This is a genomic window from Thalassoroseus sp. (assembly GCF_984380535.1).
Map to the genome: position 1 here is coordinate 210,542 of NZ_CFHRBF010000002.1, position 21,345 is coordinate 231,886.

A 21,345-nucleotide genomic window follows, 5' to 3' on the forward strand; every position below is an offset into this window, starting at 1 on the left:
CTGCGGAGAAGGACAACTCGAAGAAAACGCTCGACGCCGCCTACACTATTTCTTCCACGGCGGCACTTCCGGAAGGTACTCGTCGAATTCGGCGATTAGAGCTTTTTCGTAATCACCAGCGTATTCGCCGTTCAGGAATTTGTCGCAGGATTCGTTCAAGAATCGTTCCCAACTGGCTTCTTCGTTGCCCGGGTTGATGGGGTAGAACAACGCCCCAACCGCCTTCGCGGCTTTCATGTCACCAGGGGCATCGCCGATCATCAGGACTTTGCCTTCCTCGTAACCCATGCCCTTCGCTTGGCCGAGCGTCTCTTTCTTGCTACCGGCTTCTTGGCCGCAAATCGCTTCGACGAATTCGGAAATGCCGTGCTCGTCCCACTCTTGTTGGAGAGCCGCATTCGGTGTTGCGGAGCAGACAATCATGTCGGCGACCGGTGCCAACTTCTGCAGCGACTCACGCACGTTCGGGAACGGCGACACACCATGAACCATGTCAGCGACCATATCGTTGACTGCCACCGACCAATCCAAGGCCCGTTTCAGGTCGGCATCGCCGGTCTTTTCGACTTCGGCTTTCAGAGCGGGATTACCAAGCTTCGTTTCGCGTTCGATCCAATCCCGCACGCCTTGTAGCTTGGGAATCTTCACGCCACGACGTTGCACGTCCGGCCATTCTTCGAGCAAATCGAGCGTCATCGTGAGAGCCGGGAATCGGTTGATGCCCCGCCATTTGGAATACAAGTTCACGAACTCCGCTGCTTCCCGAGCAAACTTCGAGCACGGTTGGAGGTCGAAATATTTCACCGTGTTCGGAATGAAACATTCTTTATGCTTAATTTCCATCGTGTCGAACGCACATCCATCGGAATCGATCCCGATGAGAAATTCGTTCTTCTTCGCAAAGCCATCGTTGAGTGGATTATCAGACATTGTCGGTATTTTCCTCAGTAGGGTGCGTCGTGACGCACCATGAATGCAGATGAAATTTGGTGCGTCGCGACGCACCCTACGAATGAATTACTTGCGGTCGCTTTGTGGGATGTACTTGTCGAGTTTTTGGTCCGCGAAGATTTTCTTCAGCTGAGCAAACCGAATGCGACCGTCGATCAAAGGCACGCTGATCCAGTTATCGCCGATGAGCGGACGGGCGTATTTGACGAACTCGTCGGTCACGTCGGTGCCGTCTTCGCTGATCCAATGACTTGGGAACTTGCGGTCTTTCTCGGCGACTTCACTCAGCGGAGCTTTGTCGTAACGCGGTTGGTAGTTATCCCAGTCGGCTCGCAAGATCGTCGCCATATAGCCGTGCTCGCCGGCACCAGCCAACAAGGCGGCTTTCTGACCAACGTAGTACGACTCTTCCAAGTCGACTGTCGAAGCGTAGGCCATATCGTTGCGTTGATGTGTACCCGGCACATTGCAACGAGCGGCGCCTTTGACCGGAAGTTTCTCTTCGTTCAACGCGTTCGTCAGCATTTGAGCAATGGTAATTTTGCTCGACGACAACATCGCATGGCCGAAGGAGTCGCGGACGATGAACTCTTCGGGAATCTTAAGCCCCTCGATTTCCAACCCTTCACTGACCACCACAATCGCGCGGCCGTGTTCTTTGAGGCTGGAGTGGATGTTCTCGCGGATCTGATCGAGCGAGACTTTTCGCTCGGCCAGATAGATTTGCAACGGCATTTCCCGGTTTGGGTCGCCCAATCGAGCGGCGGCAGGGATGTAACCGATCTTCCGGCCCATCGCTTGCAACACCAACACCGGGTCAGCCGGGCAGGACCCGTTGTTTTCCTCGTTCGATTGTTGCACGTAGTGAGCCCAATACCGAGCGGTCGAGCCGTACCCCGGTGTGTGGTCGACGAGCTTGAACTCGCTGTCTCCGACATCGTTGTCGATCGTCTTCGGCCCACCGATACCGCATACATCAAGTCCGCGTTCGCGGGCCATGTTGGCGACTTTATTGGCGGTGTCCATCGAGTCGTTGCCGCCGATGTAGCAGAAGTAGCCGATGTCGTGGGCTTTGAACACGTCCATCACGCGGTCGAAGTCTTCGTTCTGCCCCTCTTTCAATTTGTACCGACACGTGCCGATCGAACCGGCCGCGGGTGTTGTGCGGAGCAGGGCGATTTCCTCGGGGCATTGAGCAGTCAGGTCGAGCAGTTCTTCTTTGAGAACCCCTTCGATGCCATGCCAACCGGCGTACACGGTGCCAATTTCGTCCATCTGTCGAGCCGTCTCGACAATCCCTCGAAGCGTGTTGTTAATCACAGGCGATGGCCCGCCGGATTGGGCGACGATCATGTTCTTCGGCATCGTGATTTTCCTCGATTCTTCTTAGGTGCTAACGTGTGCTACGGCTGTAGAGCCGTGCATGACATATGGGAATCGCTTGGCACGACTCATCAAGTCGCGGCACCAGCGGATCTTCGATTCGTTATGGTTTGACGGCCCGGTCGCCATTCCAGTCGTCTTCGGTCAGCAAGGAAACTTGCATACCAGCGTGGAAGAAGCGTCGCGGATGTTCCCGATGATGCTCGTAGAAATCCATCGTGCGAGCGAGCTCCTCACGCCCCAGACGAGTCAACCGGTATCGCCGAGACTGCATCCGTTGCCGAACTCGTTTTGGCAACTCGACTTCCGTCACCACCAACTCGGCCGATTCCATGCGTTGCATCAGTTGATAGAACGCCGACTCGCTCAGGTTGGCACCGTGTTCTTGCAAGAGGCCGAGCAGTTCACGAACTGTCAAACTCTCCCAATACGGCGAATGCAACGCCCAACAAACAAGGGCTTGCAAATGCGTTAAATTCGGAAGCGGGACGGGCTTATAATTCACAACACGACCGCGAATTCAGGACCAAAATCGGACGACGAGCGAGAGCGTACACTCACAGACACGAGCCGTCAACACACCGCATACTTATCCGGCATAAACAAAATGAATTCTTTTGGCTGGGTAATACGGAGGCTCTCGACCGATTCCTCGGTTTTCGAAAAGTTTGCAATTTGCGGCAAAATCGTTCGAACGCTTTCTAAGTTGGGGAAAATGCGAGTTCTTGCATCGGGAGGATTTGAGGTGTAGGCTGATGGGAGTTCGACCTCTCGGTTGACAGGACTGAAGTTCCAGCGTTCTCAACTGTATTCACAAAGTTTCGACAACCACCTTCGAATTCCTGTCCGGTATGCCGGTTCAGGTAGGCTGTGGATTTCCCAATGGCCGTCACTGACCCCGAAGTTGCCCTGAGTTTGTTCCGCCAAATGGCTGATGCGATTCCGCAGCCAATTTTGGTTCTTGATCGTGGAGGGCGACTGGTTCTCGTGAATCGAGCCTTAGAGAGGCTGTTCAAACACGAGGCCAAATCGCTCATCGGTCAACCAGCCACAGATCTTTTGCCTGATTTGTGGACGCACTTCGGAGACGACGTCGACCAGACCAATCTCGAACAAAGTTGCGACTGCCTTACCGGCGAACGAGAAATCGATGTATTGACCTGCGACGGAATCCCGTTCCATGCGGAAGTCGAGTTCAACCCGATTCGCACGGACCATGGATTCTACATTTTCGGATCGATCACGGATGTCACCGACCGTCGTCAAGCGGTCGACGCCTTACGCGACAACGAAGCCGAATACCGCTCGCTGTTGGAAAGTCTGCCAATCAATGTCATTCGAAAAGATCGGCAAGGGCGTTTATCGTTCGTCAATGGCCTGTATTGCAAGACGATGAAACGGTCCGCCGAGGAACTGATCGGCAAGACGGATTTCGATCTCTTCCCTCATGAGTTAGCCGAGAAGTACACCAACGACGACAGCAAAATCATGTCTGAAGGGATCGTGCTCGAGGATGTGGAACGACATCGTCGAGCCGACGGCCCCGACTTATACGTGCATGTTCTGAAAAGTCCCGTACTGAATGCCGATGGGGAAGTCGTCGGATTGCAGGGGATGTTCTGGGACGTCACTGATCGGAAGCAGGCGGAGGAATCGCTCAAGGAAAGCGAAACCCGTCTCCGGGCGATCGTGAACAGCACACTCGACTGCATCGTCACAGCTGATGCGGACGGAAGAATTGTCGAGTTCAACCCCGCAGCTGTCCGCACATTCGGATGGACCAAGGACGAGGCACTCGGGCAGGACATTCACGAACTGCTGTTTCCGCCGGAATCTCAAGAGCGACAGAAGGCAAATACCAATCGCTACGCCAGTGGTCGTGGTGAAGGTTCGCTGATGGGGCAACGGGTCGAGCAGTCGGCCATCCGCAAGAATGGCGAACGGTTCATCGCGGAAATGGCGATGCAAGCCAGTTCGCTACAAGGCCGCCCGGTGTTCATCTTCTTCATTCGGGACATTACCGAACGCAAGAAAACTGAACAGGCGTTAAACCATGAGCGGTATCTGCTGCACTCGCTTATGAACAACCTGCCCGACCACATCTACTTCAAGGATCGGTTCAGCAGATTTACGCGGATCAGCCGAGCACTCGCCGACCGGTTTGGTCTAGAGCACCCTCGCGATGCGGAAGGCAAGACCGACGCCGATTTCTTTTCGCCGGAACATGCCGAGGAGGCATTGGCTGACGAACGAAAAGTCATGGAAACCGGTGAGCCGATTCTCTCGAAAGAGGAAAAAGAAACCTGGACAGACGGCACCATCACGTGGGCATCGACGACAAAGCTACCGCTTTACGACCATGCCGGGAACATCATTGGCACTTTCGGGATTTCGACGGACATTACTCGGCAACAAATGGCAGCCGAGGCACTCCGGGAAGCGAAGGAAGCAGCCGAAGCTGCCAACCGTGCCAAAAGTGATTTTCTTGCCAACATGAGTCACGAGATCCGCACGCCGATGAATGCGATCATCGGAATGACGGAACTGGTTCTAGACACATCACTCACGCCAGCCCAGCGAGACTATCTGTCAACGGTTTGGGAATCCGGTGAAGCGTTGCTTTCACTGCTCAACGACATTCTCGACTTCTCAAAGATCGAAGCCGGCAAACTCGATTTGGAACGCACCGAGTTCAGCCTTCGCGAATGTCTCGGCGACACGATGAAATCGTTGGCACTTCGAGCGCATCGCAAGGGAATTGAAATCGCATTCCATGTCGATGTCGATTTGCATGACACATTCCGTGGCGATCCGACTCGACTCCGGCAAATCATCGTCAATCTCGTCGGCAATGCGATTAAGTTTACCGAAAAAGGCGAAGTCGTGCTGGACGTCTCGCCAGCCGAACCAAACGACGCTTCCGGTAAATCGAGCAAGAAACAGCCACTTAGATTCAGCGTTCGCGATACCGGCATTGGCATCCCCAAGAAGAAGATGAAGTCCATCTTCGAAGCCTTCGAGCAAGCCGACACCTCAACGACCCGGCGATTCGGGGGCACCGGTTTAGGTCTTACCATCTCATCCCGACTGGTGGATTTGATGGGCGGAACCATCTCCGTCACAAGCGAGTTGGGCCAGGGCAGCACGTTTACGTTCACGGCCGAATTCGAAGTTGTTCCGGGTGGCGAACGGAACCGCGATCGCATGCCCGCGATGGTCGGCGGCACACGCGTGCTAATCGTCGACGACAACGACACCAACCGGCTGATCCTCAAGGAGATGGTCACGAACTGGGATATGAAACCCGTTTGCGTGAAAGGTGCCGAAGAAGCGATCGATGCGATCCGCAATGCTCATCGCGACGGTAATTCCTTCGGGCTTGTTCTATCCGATGTCAATATGCCCGACGTCGACGGCTTCCAATTGGCTAAGAAAATCAAGGAAGACACCGAACTTGGCAGCACGGTCATTATGATGCTCACGTCCGGCGATCGACCGGGCGACGTTCTTCGCTGCGAGAATCTCGGCGCAGCTGCTTACCTGATGAAGCCGATCAAGCAATCGGAGTTGTTCGACGCCATTATCTCGGCCATGGGCGTGATCGCCCCCGAGGACGAGCAAGAGGTTGCCAAGTCGCGAACCATGGAAGAACATCCGCCACTCAAGGTACTCTTGGCCGAAGACAGCATTGCCAATCAGAAATTGGCAGTCGGGGTCCTCCGGAAATGGGGACACGAAGTCACTGTCGCGAACAACGGTCGCGAGGCATTGGACCTTGCTGCGGTCGGTCACAACTTCGACCTGATACTGATGGACGTACAAATGCCGGAAATGGACGGCCTGAAAGCGACCCGAGCCATTCGTACACGGGAAGCAGAATCTGGCAGTCCACACACGCCAATCATCGCCATGACGGCACACGCGATGAAAGGTGACCAAGAGTTGTGTCTGTCAGCCGGTATGGATGCCTATGTCGCAAAACCGGTGAGGGCACGAAAACTTCATGAAACGATCTGGAAAATGATCGAGATCATGCCGTCACAACAGGCCGCGACAGAGACAACTCTCACAGACGAATTATTGGCGGCGGAGCCGGCCCATAACGAAAATCACAACCCGAACACCGCCGAAAACCGCTTGGATTGGGCGTTCGCCTTGGAAAGTGTCGACCAAGACGAAGAACTCCTGCGTGAAGTTCTCGAGGCATTCCTCATTGAAGGCCCCGAGAAACTTACGGAGGCTCAACAAGCCATCGCCGACGCCGACACGGTGACTTTACGACGTGCGGCCCATACAATTAAGGGGGCGTTAAGAATCTTCGGTGAACCCGAGGTCATGGCGACCGCCGAAGAATTGGAAATGCTCGGAAAAAACGAACAACTCGATCGTGCACCCGAAGCATTTGAGCGTCTCACTTCGCAACTCAACGAAACCCTCACCGAGATTGATCAGATGATCAAACGACCAAGTGGCATCAGCAATTCGTGATTGGCAACTTAGAACTAGCCCAGCACACGCAACGACGAACACCCCGATAGACAAGATTGAATCGCGATGGCGGAGCATTTCCGGGAGACGCACAGATGACACATATTCTCGTCGTTGACGATTCGGCAACCGACCGCAGTCTCGCCGCGGGTGTGCTTCGTAAGAACCCGGATTGGAAGGTGCTTTTCGCCACCGACGGTGAAGATGCGTTGGAGCAGATGGAACTCCACATCCCCGACATCGTGCTCACCGATCTCCAGATGCCCGGGATGAATGGTTTGCAATTGGTCGACCGTATCCGAGCGGACTACCCGCTGATCCCTGTGCTTTTGATGACGAACAAAGGGAGTGAAGAAGTCGCGGTGCAGGCGTTGCAACGCGGGGCGGCGAATTACGTCCCGAAACGAAGACTCGTGCGAGATTTGCGGCCGACGATTGACCGGGTACTGCAGATTTCTTCAGAGTCGCGTTCCGGTTCACGCCTCATGAACCGCATGACGATGAGCACCACGGCTTTTGAAATCGAAAACGATCTCACATTGATCCCCGCCGTTGTCGGGTATTTGCAAGATATTGTGAGTCGTATGCGTTCACCGGAGGAGTCGGAACTCCTTCGCACGGGGGTGGCGCTCGAAGAAGCCTTACTCAATGCCTACTACCACGGCAATTTGGAAGTCAGTTCGGAACTTCGGGAACAAGACCATTCGCTGTACTACAAGACAGCCGAGACTCGCGCGAAACTCAAGCCGTACAAAGACCGCAAAATCTACGTTCGGGCGGAGATCACCAAGGAAGAATCGATCTACAAGATTCGCGACGAAGGCCCAGGCTTCGACCCGAGCAGCCTTCCAGACCCAACTGACCCCGCCAACATCGAGCGGCCCTGCGGACGCGGCCTTTTGTTGATGCAGACTTTCATGGACACCATCTCCTTCAATTCGACGGGGAATGAAGTCACCATGATCAAACGCCGAAACTGTGCCGAAGCGCCAGTTCTCGCGACTGCGAACGGGTAAGCCCGGCTGTAGGACGTGCGAGCCAAAATTCCCGTCTTGTCCTATACCGACCGTCCGGTTATAAGCACCGCCCCGATTGGACCAGTCGGGTAGGGTGCATCTCTCGACGAAGACTTTTTTAAGCCATTCGTTTGACTGGACCGATTGCAATTGTAAGCCGCGCTCCTACGTCCGCCGGATTTGGTCCTCTCAGCTGATCGGCTGTTATGTTGCCGTTTGATGCATCTTCCGTGTCGTTTCCAACATTTCGGGCACACCCCTTTCTTCGAAACGGGCACATCCAGACGATCGTGGGAAACATACTTCCCAATGGACGCTACGAATACGCCGCCGAACAACACTTTGTTCCGGTCAGTGACGGCGACACGATCGTACTTCATGACGACCGACCAGCGAAATGGAAAACGGGCGATGCGGTCGCCTTGCTTGTCCACGGACTTGCCGGCTGTCATCAAAGCGGCTACATGGTTCGAACCGCTAGCAAGCTCAATGCACGTGGAGTCCGCACGTTTCGGATGGACCTTCGCGCCGCCGGAGCAGGTGCCGACCTTGCCAAGTTGCCCTATTACCCGGGATGTTCTCCCGACGTATTGGCAGCGGCACGTCATGTAGCCAAACAGTGTATCGGTGCGCCGATCATGCTCATCGGTTACTCTCTGGGAGGAAACGCGGTCCTCAAAACATTGGGCGAGTTTGCCTGTGAGTTGCCGACATCCGTGGCGGGCGCCTTCTGCGTTAACCCGGCAATCTGCTTGAAAGCGGCGGCCGACCGCTTGGCAACTTGGCAAAATCGCGTGTACAACCGATTCTTCGTCCGCAAACTCTGGCAGCAGATTCGGGAGCGACCGCAACTCGTCCGCCCAGAACTTATTGATACGCCAAGCTGGCGACCACGAAACCTCAATCAGCTGGATGACGAGTACACCCGAACCGTCCGCGGGTACACGTCTCTCTCGAGCTACCACGAATCTTGCGGAGCCGGTCCGTGGCTGAATTGCATCCAAAAGCCCACGATGATCATCACCTCCGATGACGACCCAATCGTTCCGGTCACCGTTTTCAATCGTTATGAACGATCCGATGTCGTCGATGTTCATGTCACACGCGGCGGAGGACATCTCGGCTTCCTCAGTCATAGCAACCACGAAGGCGACTTCCGCTGGGCTGAGTGGCGAATCGTCGACTGGACTGTCGCTCAACTCACTGCCGACAAGTCACTCAGCCGTGCCGCATAAACAACCGAACATGCGAAAACTGACTTTGCGATCTGAAACTGCATAGACACGCAGGAAATTTTGCGATCGTGTTGCAGTTCCCTCGGCGAACCCGCATGATGGAAATCCACAAATTTCCAATAACCGCGCTTCGCCATAAGAGGGGACCGATTGTGATGCGTTCAGTTTTCCACCTAGTTTGCGGACTGCTTGGGCTTTGGCTCAGCTGTGAACACGCGAACCTCTCAGCCGCCGAACGTCCGAACATTCTGTTCGTCTTTACCGACGACCATGCCTCGCATGCGATGTCGTGTTACGGCTCGAAAGTCAATACGACGCCGAATCTCGATCGCATTGCGACTGCCGGGATGCTGTTCGAAAACTGTTTCTGCACCAACTCGCTGTGCGGACCGAGTCGAGCGGTGATTCAAACCGGAAAATACTCGCATCTCAACGGTTTTCTTCAGAATGGAAACCGATTCAACGGCGATCAACAAACGTTTCCCAAGTTGCTGAAAAAAGCCGGCTACCAAACGGCTGTTGTCGGCAAATGGCATCTCGTGACTGAACCACAAGGGTTTGATTTTTACGAGGTGCTCTATGGACAAGGTCCATACTACAACCCACCGATGAACCGCAATGGCCAGCGTATCAATCACGTAGGTTATACAACGGATATCATCACCGACATCACTCTCGACTGGCTGAAGTCAAAACGCAACCAAGACCAGCCCTTCATGCTGATGTATCAGCACAAAGCGCCGCACCGCAATTGGCAGCCAAGTCCTCAACATCTCACGATGTACGATGACGTCACCATCCCCGAACCCGACAATCTTTTCGACGACTATTCCACTCGCGGAACGGCTGCAAAAACTCAGCAAATGGAAGTCGCAACGCACCTCAACGCAAACGATTTGAAACTCAAAGCCCCCGGCAACCTAACACCCGAACAACGCAAACTCTGGGACGCTGCTTACGAACCCAAGAACAAAGCATTTCGAGAAGCAAATTTAACAGGCAAAGATCTCGTGCGTTGGAAGTACCAACGGTACATGAAAGACTATTTGCGATGTGTCGCCTCGGTCGATGACAACTTAGGGCGTGTCCTAGACTATCTCGACGAGACCGGTCTCGCGAAAAACACGGTTGTCATTTACTCGTCAGACCAAGGTTTCTATCTCGGTGATCATGGGTGGTTCGACAAGCGTTTCATGTACGAAGAATCTCTCAAGATGCCGCTGCTCGTTCGTTGGCCAGGTGTCATCGAGCCAGGGTCTCGCAATGACGATCTCGTCTCGAATCTCGACTTTGCCGAAACCTTCTTAGACATCGCAGGCGTCGCCATTCCGGCAGACATGCAAGGACGCAGTCTTGTCCCGCTATTTCGTGGTCAGACTCCGTCTGATTGGCGTGATAGTTTCTATTATCATTACTATGAGTATCCCGGCGCTCATATGGTGCGGCGACACTATGGTGTTCGCACCGATCGCTACAAGCTGATGAAGTTCTACAATCTCGACGAATGGGAACTGTACGACCTGGAAAAAGATCCCCGAGAGATGACAAACGTCTACGGCAAGGCGGATTATGAAAACATCACGAAACAACTCAAAGCCGAACTTGATACACTCCGCCAACAATATCAAGTGCCAGAGAAAGACCCCGACGAGGGCAAACGGCGAAAGAGAAAGTAAATCGCGACGACACTCTTAGAGAAACTCTGTTAGCGTCAACAGGCTGTCACTTTAGACTTGATGTAACTTCGAATGTTATTTTTTGTTCTCGCATGCGTCGTTCCATCATGTCTAATTTCAGCCTTGACGGTTGCCCTTGTTAGACGGCAGGCGTTTGCCTGGGGACTTGTGGACCAACCAAACGATCGGAAGGTTCACGAGTCTCCCACTCCTCTCGGCGGTGGAATCGGAATCTGGTTTGGTGTGGTCGGCACCATCGCCCTCGCACAGTTGTCGGCGTGGTTCATTCATAGTCGCCCGTCTCTCATTGAACGATTGCCGACGATTCTTCGCCCGCACCTGGACGGTGTGCTTTATCGATCAGGACAACTCTGGGCAATCCTAGCTTGCGCCACAGTCCTAGCTGGCATGGGCTTGATCGACGACCGAAAAAATATCTCTTGGCGACCACGGCTTCTCATTCAGTTTCTGGTAGCTGCGGTACTCGTTTTCGGAGTCGGTGTTCAGAGCACTGTCTTTGTTCCGGTGCCGTTGGTTAGCCAAGTCATGACAATGCTATGGATACTCGTGCTAGTCAACTCCTTCAACTTCCTCGACAACATGGATGGGCTTAGTAGCGGCATCGCATTGATTGCCGCCTCCCTCTTTGCCGTTGTGATGCTGATGGGCGAACGTTGGCTCGTCGGTGGTGCGTTGCTTGTGCTAGCCGGCTCGATATCCGGGTTTCTCTTCTTTCACAACTGGCCACCGGCACGAATCTTTATGGGGGACTGCGGAAGTTACTTTCTCGGGACTTTGTTAGCATCAATGACAGTATTAGGAACTTATTTCGAGTATGAGGACCAGGCAAGTCGACACGTCATTCTGGCACCGTTCTGTATCCTTGCGATTCCACTTTATGATTTTTGCTCGGTGATTATCATTCGGCTTCGACAACGACGCAGTCCGTTCCACCCGGACAAAAGTCACTTTTCCCATCGTCTCACGGATTTGGGATTGTCTCGCCCGAAAGCCGTTTTGACAATTCACCTCGCAACTCTAACAACCGGACTGGGCGGCTTATTACTTTACTTTGTGACTGGCTGGACAGGGGCAGTTCTAGTTTGTGGTTTAATCGCCTGTGTGTTGGCAATCATTGCGATTCTAGAAATGACAGGCCTGCGAGCCTCTACATCTCTTGCTTCTAAGAACTAGCATTGTTTTGATTCCCGTCTGTCATATTCGTCCCTAGTATCAACGACGTACCGAGAGTTCGATGGCATCTCCCTCGAAGACCGTGCATAGCCCATCGCCTACGCAGCCGGACTTGTCTTCCCTACTACAGAATCTCATTGCGGCCTTGGTCGTTGCCAGACTCCTCGTTCCGACCGAAGGATCTGTTCTCGGTGATACATTGTGGCTGACACCACTCTGGTTCCTTGTGGTCACACTTTGGGCATGGGACCAGTTTCGTCGTCGTGACTTTCACATCAGACTGGATTGGATTGATGCGGCGGTTTGGGTGATCGTGCTTGGGCATGTCGTATCTGCCATCTCAGTTTTAATCTTTGGAGGTGACAGGCGAGCCGTTCTCACAATGACTTGGGAGTGGCTCGCGTTAGGAGTTGCGTTTGGCCTCATCAGGCAACTTCTTCAAACAGAAAACGATCGTCGTGGTTGGCTGTCTGCTTTGTTCTGTCTGGCGGCCACATTATCTGTTTACGGACTTTGGCAGCACTATGTTGAATTCCCGGCGAACGTACAGCGTGTGGAATCGTTGGAACAGGAACTAGCCGGTCTTGGTTCAGTCCCCTCGGCTCGCGCTGTGGAGATCCAACGTGAACTTCGAGTGATGGGCGTCCCAACTGACGGACCAGCAAAGCGACTATGGTCGGACCGTTTACACTCCACAGAACCGTTCGCAACTTTCGCGTTGACGAATACATTCGCTGGTTTCCTAGCTGGTTGGTGGATTATCGGAATCGGCTGGTGGTGGCAGACTCGATCAGCGGGTTTCAAGGTCTCGCGAGTCGGACTCGTCACAATCTTCGGCCTATTAGCCTTGATCGGTTATTGCCTGATCCTCACAAAAAGCCGGACCGCTTGGGCGGGACTACTCGTCGGTAGTGCATTCCTGGCGGCGATGAGTTTTCGGAACCGAGCACCACAAGTGGGACGATGGCTGTTGTATAGCGTCGGTGCGTTGTGCGTACTGGGTGTGCTATTCACGATCGCGACATTGAGTGGCGGTTTTGATCGCGAGGTTCTTTCCGAAGCTCCAAAATCACTCAGTTATCGACTCGAATACTGGCAAGGTACCGCGGCTGTTATTCAAGACTCACCGTTGCTCGGCACCGGACCTGGAAACTTTCGAGCTGCCTACTTACAGCACAAACTGCCTGGGGCCAGCGAAGAAATTGCCGATCCGCATAATTATCTGCTCGATCTTTGGGTCAGTGGCGGTCTGCTGGCTCTTTTAGGGGCCGGTTGGCTGGCTTGGCTGACCGTTCAGCGTTTTGAGACGATCGAAACGCCCACGGAAACCCGATCGTCGCAGACGCCAGCAACTTGGACAACAATTGACACCGGTGTCATCCTGGGATTCCTATTGGTGCTCGGGCATCGGTTTGTGTTCCTCGCTCAGTTTGATACACGCACGGTGTGGCTTATCGGTGTGTGGTTGATGATCCGTGCCGCTTGGTCCGTTATTCATCGCTCCTCGCTGCCGATTTCTCGCTTGGCGATTGGAGCCGCCCTGGTCGGCATATTGGTTCACCTGTTGGGAGCTGGTGGAATCGAAATGCCAGCGATCACTCAATTGGTTCTGCTACTGATTCTGTTAGGAATCAGTTCGCACACGCGACGAGCAGTTTCTGTCGTTGGAATCACGTTTGTGGCTTGCAGCGGAATCGCGATGGCGGTGGGTTGCGTGTTGACATCGACATTACCCGTCCTGCAGCGAGAGACGCAGATTGCCAGCGGTGATCTGGCATGGTTCGAGAATCAGAACTTTGCCGCCGCTACACGTAACTACGAACAAGCCGCCGAGAGTGACCGATTCTCCGCGGAACCGTTCTTACGGTTGGCCGATTTGGGTTTCCAGCGTTGGGCCGCAAGTGATCGACGTGACGAACAAGGTTTTTGGCAAGCTATCGAGTACGGCAAGAAGGCCGTCGAACGGAACCCTGCAAACGCGTTTACCTATCGGTCGCTAGGGCGGTACTTCTTCCAGCGATATCTGACGACCAAAGAAACGGCCGATGCAACGCAGGCGGTGGAATATCTGGCGAAAGCGGTCGAGCGATACCCAACGTTGCCGGCCATCCAAGCGGAGTATGCATTCGCGTTGCACGCCGCCGGAGAGACCGAACTCGCCAGAGAGTCTGCGAAGACCGCAATTGCTCTCGACGACCGTTACCGTTCCGGTGGACATATCGACAAGGTGCTTGCGATGTCACAGCGTGAAGAGCTGGAACACATCATATCCGGTAATTCGTCAACGCAATCCGCCAAGGATTGAATGTTCCGCCCGGCAGGCTGTTGATCCCGGTGCCGGACCGTTTAGAATGAACCCGTACGGACTTTGTTTCATTTTGTTCATACTGGTTCTAGAGTCTGGTCATGAATTTTCCCACGATTATGGCGGTGATTTTGGTTGGGGTCTCGGCGATAGCCGGGATTATCGTCTTCTCGGAAGGTCCCGTCCCGACGGAAGAGGCACCGGTCGTCGAAGCACCGACGGGTGATCCGCTCGACAATCACGGCCTCCGAATTTCGAAAGAGGGTCCCTGGCCGAAGGCGGTCCTGCAGGAAGACGCCCATTATGAGTTCGGCATCATGAATGTCGGAAGCACCGGCCAGCATACGTTTATCATCAAGAACGAAGGCGATGCCCCGTTGCAGCTCAAAAAAGGGGACACTACGTGCAAATGCACGCTTAGCGAGTTGGAGAACGACGAGATTCCACCCGGCGGAACCGCTGAGATCAAATTGGAATGGACGCCCAAAGACGCAACACCGCAGTTCCACCAAAAAGCGGATATCTGGACCAATGACCCGGAAAACCTCACGATCGCATTGAACGTCGTTGGGACTGTCGATGACTACCTCCACATGGTTCCCGATGGCTCTTGGGAACTTCCGGTTCTCGTCGACGATGATCCACGATCGATTGAGGGTCGAATCTTCTCGACCGTGTTGGACGACTTCAATATCCTTTCCGTCGACACCCCGTCTGATTATCTCAGCGCGGAATGGCGTGTTCTCGAGAAAGACGAACTGGCTCAGTACAACGCAAAGTCGGGGTTTGAAGTCAAAGTTACCGCTCAACCCACGATGGCCGTCGGCAAGCACTCCGATTTGGTGACCATAACAACCGACGTCGAGGAACGCGAAAAACTTTCGGTCTCGGTCTACACGAAACGCCCCGGTCCCGTGCAAACCTTGAGTTACGTTCCTCCGGGTGAGTCCTTCACACACCTCAAGTGGAGACCGAGCGTTCCGTCGATCCATCTTGGTGAACTTCGCTCTGACGAGGGGCAAGTCGGGTGGTTCTCGCTATTGGTTCGAGGAGCCAAAGATGAAAAACTCGTCGTGGAAGACATCGAAAAGGTGATTCCCAACTTCAACGCCGACGACTTGGAAGTGGAAGTCAAAGAAGACGAATCTGCAGATTTCCCCAACTCGAAGCGGTTGATCGTGACGGTGCGAATCAAACCAGGCGCCAAGAAGGGCTCACATCTGTTGAAGGAATCCGCCAAAATTACGTTAAAAACAAACATCAAAGGGCTGGAAAGCTACAAATTCTATGTCGAATTTATCGTAATTTGACAATCCGGTTTGGCCAGTCGTTTGTTGGCGTGTATGATCCGTCAGCCCCATCGGCGATCCGGGAGGGATCGCCAGCTTGCCCATTGCGTTTGAAAAGGACGAAACGCAGATGTCGCATCGCCCTGCGAATTTTGATGCCAACCGGTTTGTCGGTCTCGCCATTTTCCTTGTTTTCGGCGGAATGATTGTCGGCTTCATTGGGTGTGGTAAAGACCCGAAGAAAGAGACACCGCCGCCCATCGATTACCCGAAGAACACGGCTTCCGGAATCCCTAAGTTGCCGCCGCCGAAGTTCAAGAAGTGGAAGAAACCGACCGTCGCGTTGGTTTTATCGGGAGAGCAACACGGGTACATCGAACCTTGCGGCTGCTCGGAAATGCTCTCTGGTGGGTTGTCTCGCCGAGCTGATCTCGTCAAACAATTACAGGGGAAATCCTGGGATGTCGTTGGGCTCGATCTCGGGGGCACACTCGAACGCGATCGGTACCAAAGCCAACTCAAGTTCAACCTCACCCTGAATGTGCTGGAAGACCTGGGTTATCAAGCGATTGGCATGGGCCCCGAGGAACTACGGCTGGGTGTGGATACACTGATCGGCCAACATCAGAACCGTTTGACCGAACTCGCCACGCAGGAGCCAAGCTTTGTTAGTGCGAACGTCACGATCTACGAAGCTCCGGACTTAAGTCCTCGCCGGACCGACATCATCACCGTCGGCGATGCGAAAATCGGGGTGACTTCGGTTCTAAGCGATAGTTATCGCAAGAAACTCTCCGCAGCCGATGTCAACGATCCCACACGATTGAAAGTTTCGCCACCGGCCGAAGCGTTGGAGGATGTCGTCCCGAAATTCGCGGAAGCAGGAACGGACTTCAACATCCTTCTGGCTCAAACACCGCTCCCGGAAGCCGAGGCGTTGGCCAAGCAATTTCCGCAGTTCGCCGTTGTGTTGAGTGCCGAAGGTGGTGACGAACCGCCTAGTGAAACGCATACGGTTGGCGACACACTGATCGTGCAAGTCGGTCGCAAAGGAAAGTATGCCGGTGTCCTTGGATACTACGCGGACAACACGGAGCAGCCGTTTCAGTTCGAGCTGATCGATCTCGACAAGAATCGGTTCACGAATAGCACACTCGTCGAGAAACACCTTCGCGAATACCAACGAAATATCGAAGCCGACTTGGAATCGGTGTTCGCTTCGCTGCCGAAGAGTTTTCATCCGTCGGGTCAGTCGTTCGTCGGTGCTGAAACCTGTGGCAAATGTCATACGAAGGCCTTCGCCAAGTGGAGTACCACCAAACACGCCCATGCTTACGAAAGCATCGTGAAAGGCCGGGAAGGACAGTTCACCGAGCCGATTGCACGCAATCTCGATACCGAATGTATCGGCTGTCACGTCACCGGTTGGAACCCCGAGCACGACTTACCTTACGATAGTGGGTTCCTGCCCGAACGACTTGCCGAGTCAAAGGGGGAACCGCAACGATACACGGCACTCAAAGGGCAACAGTGTGAGAACTGTCACGGACCGGGCAGCGGACACGTTGAGTTGGAAACGGCGTGGAAAACCGATCGAGCCAATGTCGATGAAAGTCAACTGAAGGCCAGTCGTCGGCAAATGACACTCACTAAAGAAGTCGCGGAAGATCGGTTGTGCATCAAATGCCACGACCACGAGAACAGCCCCAAATTCGAATTTGCGAAGTATTGGGAAGAAGTCAAACACCCCTGGCGAGATTAACGCAAATGGCGACGAAGGCGTCTCCGAAACACATTCGGGCGATCCAAGATGATGGCCTGCTCGAAATCGAATGGTCGGACGACCGTGTGCGTCGGTATCCATACAAGCTGCTTCGCGAAGAATGCCGCTGTGCGCAGTGTGTCGACGAGAACACCGGGCGGCGGATCCTCGATCCTGATTCAGTTCCGCATACGATTCGCCCCGAACACGTCAGCTTTACCGGCAATTATGCCCTGAAATTCACCTGGAATGACGGTCATAATACAGGACTGTATACGTGGGATCATTTCGAGGAAATGGATTCGCTGCCAAGAGTTCAACACGTGTCAACCACTTGATTGGGGCCCATGTCCTACGAAGTCGAATTGAAATTCCCGCTTGCCAATGTGCAAGGCGTACTCAATCAATTGACCGAGCTTGGTGCGAAGCATCACCAAACTTCCGAACAAGCCGACACCTACTTTGCTCACCCGCAGCGAGACTTCGCGACGACCGATGAAGCCTTACGGGTGCGGAGACAGGACGACGAAGTTTGCATCACCTACAAAGGACCACGTGATCCCGGTCCGGTAAAAAGCCGACGAGAAATTGAACTCCCGGTCGGCCAAGGGAAATCCACGACTGCGAACGAGTTGGCGGATTTACTGACATTGCTGGGCTTCCGTGTCGTCCGAGACGTCGTGAAACACCGTGAGTTCTACCATTTGCAATGGCAGGGCAGAGAACTTGAAATATGTCTCGACCGGGTTCGCGACTTGGGGGAGTTTCTCGAAATCGAGACGTTGGCCGATGACACAGATCGTGAACAAGCTGCCCAGGCGGTGTTGTCTCTCGCAAAGCAGTTGGAACTCGGCGATCCGGAACCGGCTTCGTACCTTCATTTACTTTTAACGCGGCAGCCTCAATAATGTGGTGTGACGTCGCTGCCGACGGCTGTTAAAAAATTACCAACTTTTTTGAAATTCGACTTCTTTTGTAGTGATCTACCCCTACTATTCCTGCGTATAACAACCGTGCGTTTGTTCAATACGTATTTCCACCGCAGGAGATGGTGATGGTCGCCGCAACTTCTCAACAATCGTCGACTCAAAAAAACGAAGCAAAAGACAATTCCATGGCGAAGAAATCAGCCGCTCGATCCCGTTCCAATTCCGCAAAAAGTTCCGGGAATGGCTCCCCGGATGGGATGCTCAACAACGCTTTAGGTCAAATCGAAAAGGCCTTCGGCAAGGGCTCCATCATGAAGTTGACCGATCAAGGTGCCGCCGTCGATGGCATCTCGACCGGTTCTTTATCGCTCGACTTAGCCCTTGGCGGTTTTGGTCTTCCACGCGGCCGGATTGTCGAATTGTACGGCCCGGAATCCAGTGGGAAAACCACACTCGCGTTACACGTGATCGCGAACGCCCAGAAGAACGGCGGAGTCGCGGCCTTCGTGGATGCCGAGCACGCGTTGGACCCGTCCTGGGCGAAGCGACTAGGCGTGAACCTCGAAGAATTGCTCGTTAGCCAACCGAGTTACGGTGAAGAAGGGCTGCAAATCGCGGAAATGCTGATCAAGTCGAACGCGGTCGATGTCATCGTTGTCGACTCGGTCGCCGCTCTAACTCCGAAAGCGGAACTCGATGGGGAAATCGGCGATTCGCACGTTGGCTTGCAAGCTCGAATGATGAGCCAAGCGATGCGGAAACTGACCGGAGCAATCTCTAAAAGCAAATCGCTGGTGATTTTCATCAATCAAATCCGCGAGAAAATCGGCGTGATGTTTGGTTCGCCGGAGACAACTCCCGGTGGACGGGCGCTAAAGTTTTACAGCTCCTGTCGCATCGATGTCCGTCGAATCAGCACGCTTAAAGACGGCGACAATACCACCGGCATTCGCATGAAAGCCAAGGTAGTCAAGAACAAGGTGGCACCGCCGTTCCGTGTCGCGGAGTTCGATATGCTCAGTGAAGGTGGCATCAGTTTCAGCGGCGACTTGCTCGATTTGGCTACAGAAGATCGAATCGTTGAAAAGAGCGGCAGTTGGTTTAGCTACGGCGAAACACGGATCGGGCAGGGACGCGAAAAAGCCCGTATCTTCCTAGAAGAAAGTCCCGAAATCATGGAAGAAGTCCGCCAACGTGTGCTCGAAAAACGTGGTTTCGGTCATGTCGAGAGTCCCGAAGCAAATGCTGAAGAAGAGTGAATACCGTAACCGTTTCCGGTTTACATGTCTTTTGTGAGCCGAGAAGCGGTTGGCCTTGAGTTGATGAAACGGAAAGCAGACGTTCCATGAGTGTAGCTTGGACCAACCCGTATCGATGGTCACAACACAATGCACTCCGAACGTCTTTTTTGCTGCTGATTGGTGGGTGGGTCAGTGCAAGTTTGCAAACCGTAGCCGCCGCTGAACCACATCCACTCGCCCTTGCTTTTCAAGACTCGCTCATCAAACTCATCGCCGAGGTAGAACCTGCGGTGGTGAGTATTGCGCGAGTCAACCCGGGAACGCAGTACATCCCTTCCGAGAATTTCAATCAGTTCGGGCCGCTCAACCGCAATTTGGAGGCCCGAAACGACCCGCTGCATCCGGAGTTCGTTCCGAACGAGTACGGAGCCGGTGTCCTGTTCACTCCTCAGGGTGAGGGAGTTCTCGCTCAACGATTAATTCTGACAGCTTATCACGTTGTCAAAGGAAGTCGTGTGTTCGAGCAGAATCGGCTTGGGGCTAGCGAGTTGGTTGTACGGTTCGCGGACCGGACGGCGTGTCATGCCGCTATTATCGCTGCCGACCCCCGTAGCGACTTGGCTGTGCTACGACTCTACACAGCAGCCGATCGTCTCAACCCATCTGACGGTTTGAAGAAATATCCCGGAGATATTCGTCAGTTGCCCTCGATTTCGATTGGCCAAGGGGAGTTGGTTCAGAAAGGATCGTTGGTCTTTGCATTTGGAAATCCTTATGCGATCGCACGGGATGGATCGGCTAGTGTTGGGCAGGGGATGGTCAGCAATCTCACGCGACGCCCGGCCCCACCGGATGACGAAGCCGATGAGGAAACCATCCATCACCTTGGCACACTGATGCAGATTGATGCCCGCTTGAACCTGGGGAGCAGTGGGGGCGCGGTGGTTAATCTACGTGGCGAACTCGTCGGCATTACCACGGCACAGGCAGCTTTGGATGGGTACGATCAATCCGTCGGGTACGCGATCCCGCTCGATCAAGGGATGCGACGTGTGGTTGATGACCTAGCCCGTGGGTATGAAGTGGAATACGGGTTGCTGGGGATCGAACCCAAAACAACAACCATCTCCCAACTCCTTCCGCCCGGTCTTCGCCAAGCATCGGCTGCGGAAATCACAAACGTCATGCGGAACTCACCAGCGATGCAAGCCGGTTTAGTGCGAGGAGACATGATTCTCGCCGTGCAAAATCAACCGGTTTTCTCCCAGGTTGATCTCCGTCGCGAAGTGGGCGTGCTTGGCCCTGACGCGAAAGCCCGCTTGAAGGTCGTGCGGGGAAGCGGTCGCCAAGTGCTCGACGTCCCTGTCGAGTTGGCGAAATGGCCGTTGCTTTCCGATGAGGAAGTCGTCGCAACGCGACTGCGGTACGGGGCACCGTATCGGTTGGGAATCGAGTACGCGAACGTGTTGGTCGATTATCCGACCGGTCGCCAGGAATTTTTCGATCGCAATCAGTATCACAACGCTGTGGTCATTACCCAGATCGAACCGGTTCACGAACGCTTCGACACACTGCATGTCGGCGATCTGGTGACTCATGTCAATCGGCGTCCGGTGCGAAATCCTCGGCAGTTCGCCGACGCTCTCGCTGCCGCCACCGGTCCGGAGTTGACGCTCACTGTGCTCGGCAAACCGTCACCGGTCGTCATTGACCGGGAATAACCGGCATTCGGGTTCTTGCTTCCGAACCGTCGGGCTTGACATCTTGTCGACATTCACAGATTCTCCGAAAGCTGCGAGCTGTTGTTTCGGGGGTATTCCGCTGCCAGAACGCGTTCAATGAACGTATCGCGTTTCCGAGCGGGTATTTCCCAGGA

15 protein-coding genes are annotated in these 21,345 nt (G+C 54.1%); 12 read left to right on the top strand and 3 right to left on the bottom strand.

Translation table 11 applies throughout. The features are described from left to right. Positions 1-45 precede the first annotated feature (45 nt). From AC5DDB_RS03230 to AC5DDB_RS03240, 3 genes are all read right to left on the bottom strand, one after another. The gene (locus tag AC5DDB_RS03230) at positions 46-930 is read right to left on the bottom strand and encodes an HAD family hydrolase (protein WP_491738236.1); all 885 of its coding nucleotides are present in this window, start codon (positions 928-930) and stop codon (positions 46-48) included. Between the two features lie 87 nt (positions 931-1,017). Further along, positions 1,018-2,316 carry a diphosphate--fructose-6-phosphate 1-phosphotransferase gene (locus AC5DDB_RS03235; RefSeq protein WP_491738237.1) on the bottom strand — a complete coding sequence of 433 codons (1,299 nt, stop codon included), beginning with the start codon at positions 2,314-2,316 and terminating at the stop codon, positions 1,018-1,020. Between the two features lie 121 nt (positions 2,317-2,437). Beyond that, positions 2,438-2,839, bottom strand: coding sequence for a hypothetical protein (locus AC5DDB_RS03240; protein ID WP_491738238.1), 402 nt, complete (start codon positions 2,837-2,839; stop codon positions 2,438-2,440). 377 nt (positions 2,840-3,216) lie between these two features. On the opposite strand from AC5DDB_RS03240, the gene AC5DDB_RS03245 reads away from it, so the two are divergent. The 12 genes from AC5DDB_RS03245 (at position 3,217) to AC5DDB_RS03300 (ending at position 21,190) form a co-directional block, all read left to right on the top strand. Next, entirely contained in the window at positions 3,217-6,822 is a 3,606-nt protein-coding gene (locus AC5DDB_RS03245; RefSeq protein WP_491738239.1) for a PAS domain S-box protein, read from the top strand. A gap of 95 nt (positions 6,823-6,917) precedes the next feature. Continuing rightward, on the top strand, positions 6,918-7,838 hold the full coding sequence (locus tag AC5DDB_RS03250) for an ATP-binding protein (protein WP_491738240.1): 921 nt from the start codon (positions 6,918-6,920) through the stop codon (positions 7,836-7,838). 230 nt (positions 7,839-8,068) lie between these two features. Further along, entirely contained in the window at positions 8,069-9,073 is a 1,005-nt protein-coding gene (locus tag AC5DDB_RS03255) for a YheT family hydrolase (protein WP_491738241.1), read from the top strand. A 155-nt stretch (positions 9,074-9,228) separates the two neighbouring features. Beyond that, positions 9,229-10,749, top strand: coding sequence for a sulfatase family protein (locus AC5DDB_RS03260; RefSeq protein ID WP_491738242.1), 1,521 nt, complete (start codon positions 9,229-9,231; stop codon positions 10,747-10,749). 123 nt (positions 10,750-10,872) lie between these two features. Further along, on the top strand, positions 10,873-11,943 hold the full coding sequence (locus AC5DDB_RS03265) for an MraY family glycosyltransferase (RefSeq protein ID WP_491738243.1): 1,071 nt from the start codon (positions 10,873-10,875) through the stop codon (positions 11,941-11,943). A 61-nt stretch (positions 11,944-12,004) separates the two neighbouring features. Continuing rightward, on the top strand, positions 12,005-14,248 hold the full coding sequence (locus tag AC5DDB_RS03270) for an O-antigen ligase family protein (protein WP_491738244.1): 2,244 nt from the start codon (positions 12,005-12,007) through the stop codon (positions 14,246-14,248). 101 nt (positions 14,249-14,349) lie between these two features. Continuing rightward, positions 14,350-15,558 carry a DUF1573 domain-containing protein gene (locus AC5DDB_RS03275; protein WP_491738245.1) on the top strand — a complete coding sequence of 403 codons (1,209 nt, stop codon included), beginning with the start codon at positions 14,350-14,352 and terminating at the stop codon, positions 15,556-15,558. A gap of 109 nt (positions 15,559-15,667) precedes the next feature. Further along, positions 15,668-17,299, top strand: coding sequence for a multiheme c-type cytochrome (locus tag AC5DDB_RS03280; protein WP_491738246.1), 1,632 nt, complete (start codon positions 15,668-15,670; stop codon positions 17,297-17,299). Between the two features lie 5 nt (positions 17,300-17,304). Continuing rightward, entirely contained in the window at positions 17,305-17,637 is a 333-nt protein-coding gene (locus AC5DDB_RS03285) for a DUF971 domain-containing protein (protein ID WP_491738247.1), read from the top strand. A 9-nt stretch (positions 17,638-17,646) separates the two neighbouring features. After that, positions 17,647-18,207, top strand: a complete 561-nt coding sequence (cyaB, locus tag AC5DDB_RS03290; protein WP_491738248.1) for a class IV adenylate cyclase — start codon at positions 17,647-17,649, stop codon at positions 18,205-18,207. A gap of 206 nt (positions 18,208-18,413) precedes the next feature. Further along, positions 18,414-19,487, top strand: coding sequence for a recombinase RecA (recA, locus tag AC5DDB_RS03295; RefSeq protein WP_491738249.1), 1,074 nt, complete (start codon positions 18,414-18,416; stop codon positions 19,485-19,487). Between the two features lie 86 nt (positions 19,488-19,573). Next, complete coding sequence (locus AC5DDB_RS03300) at positions 19,574-21,190, top strand: trypsin-like peptidase domain-containing protein (RefSeq protein ID WP_491738250.1); 1,617 nt, start codon at positions 19,574-19,576, stop codon at positions 21,188-21,190. Positions 21,191-21,345 lie beyond the last annotated feature (155 nt).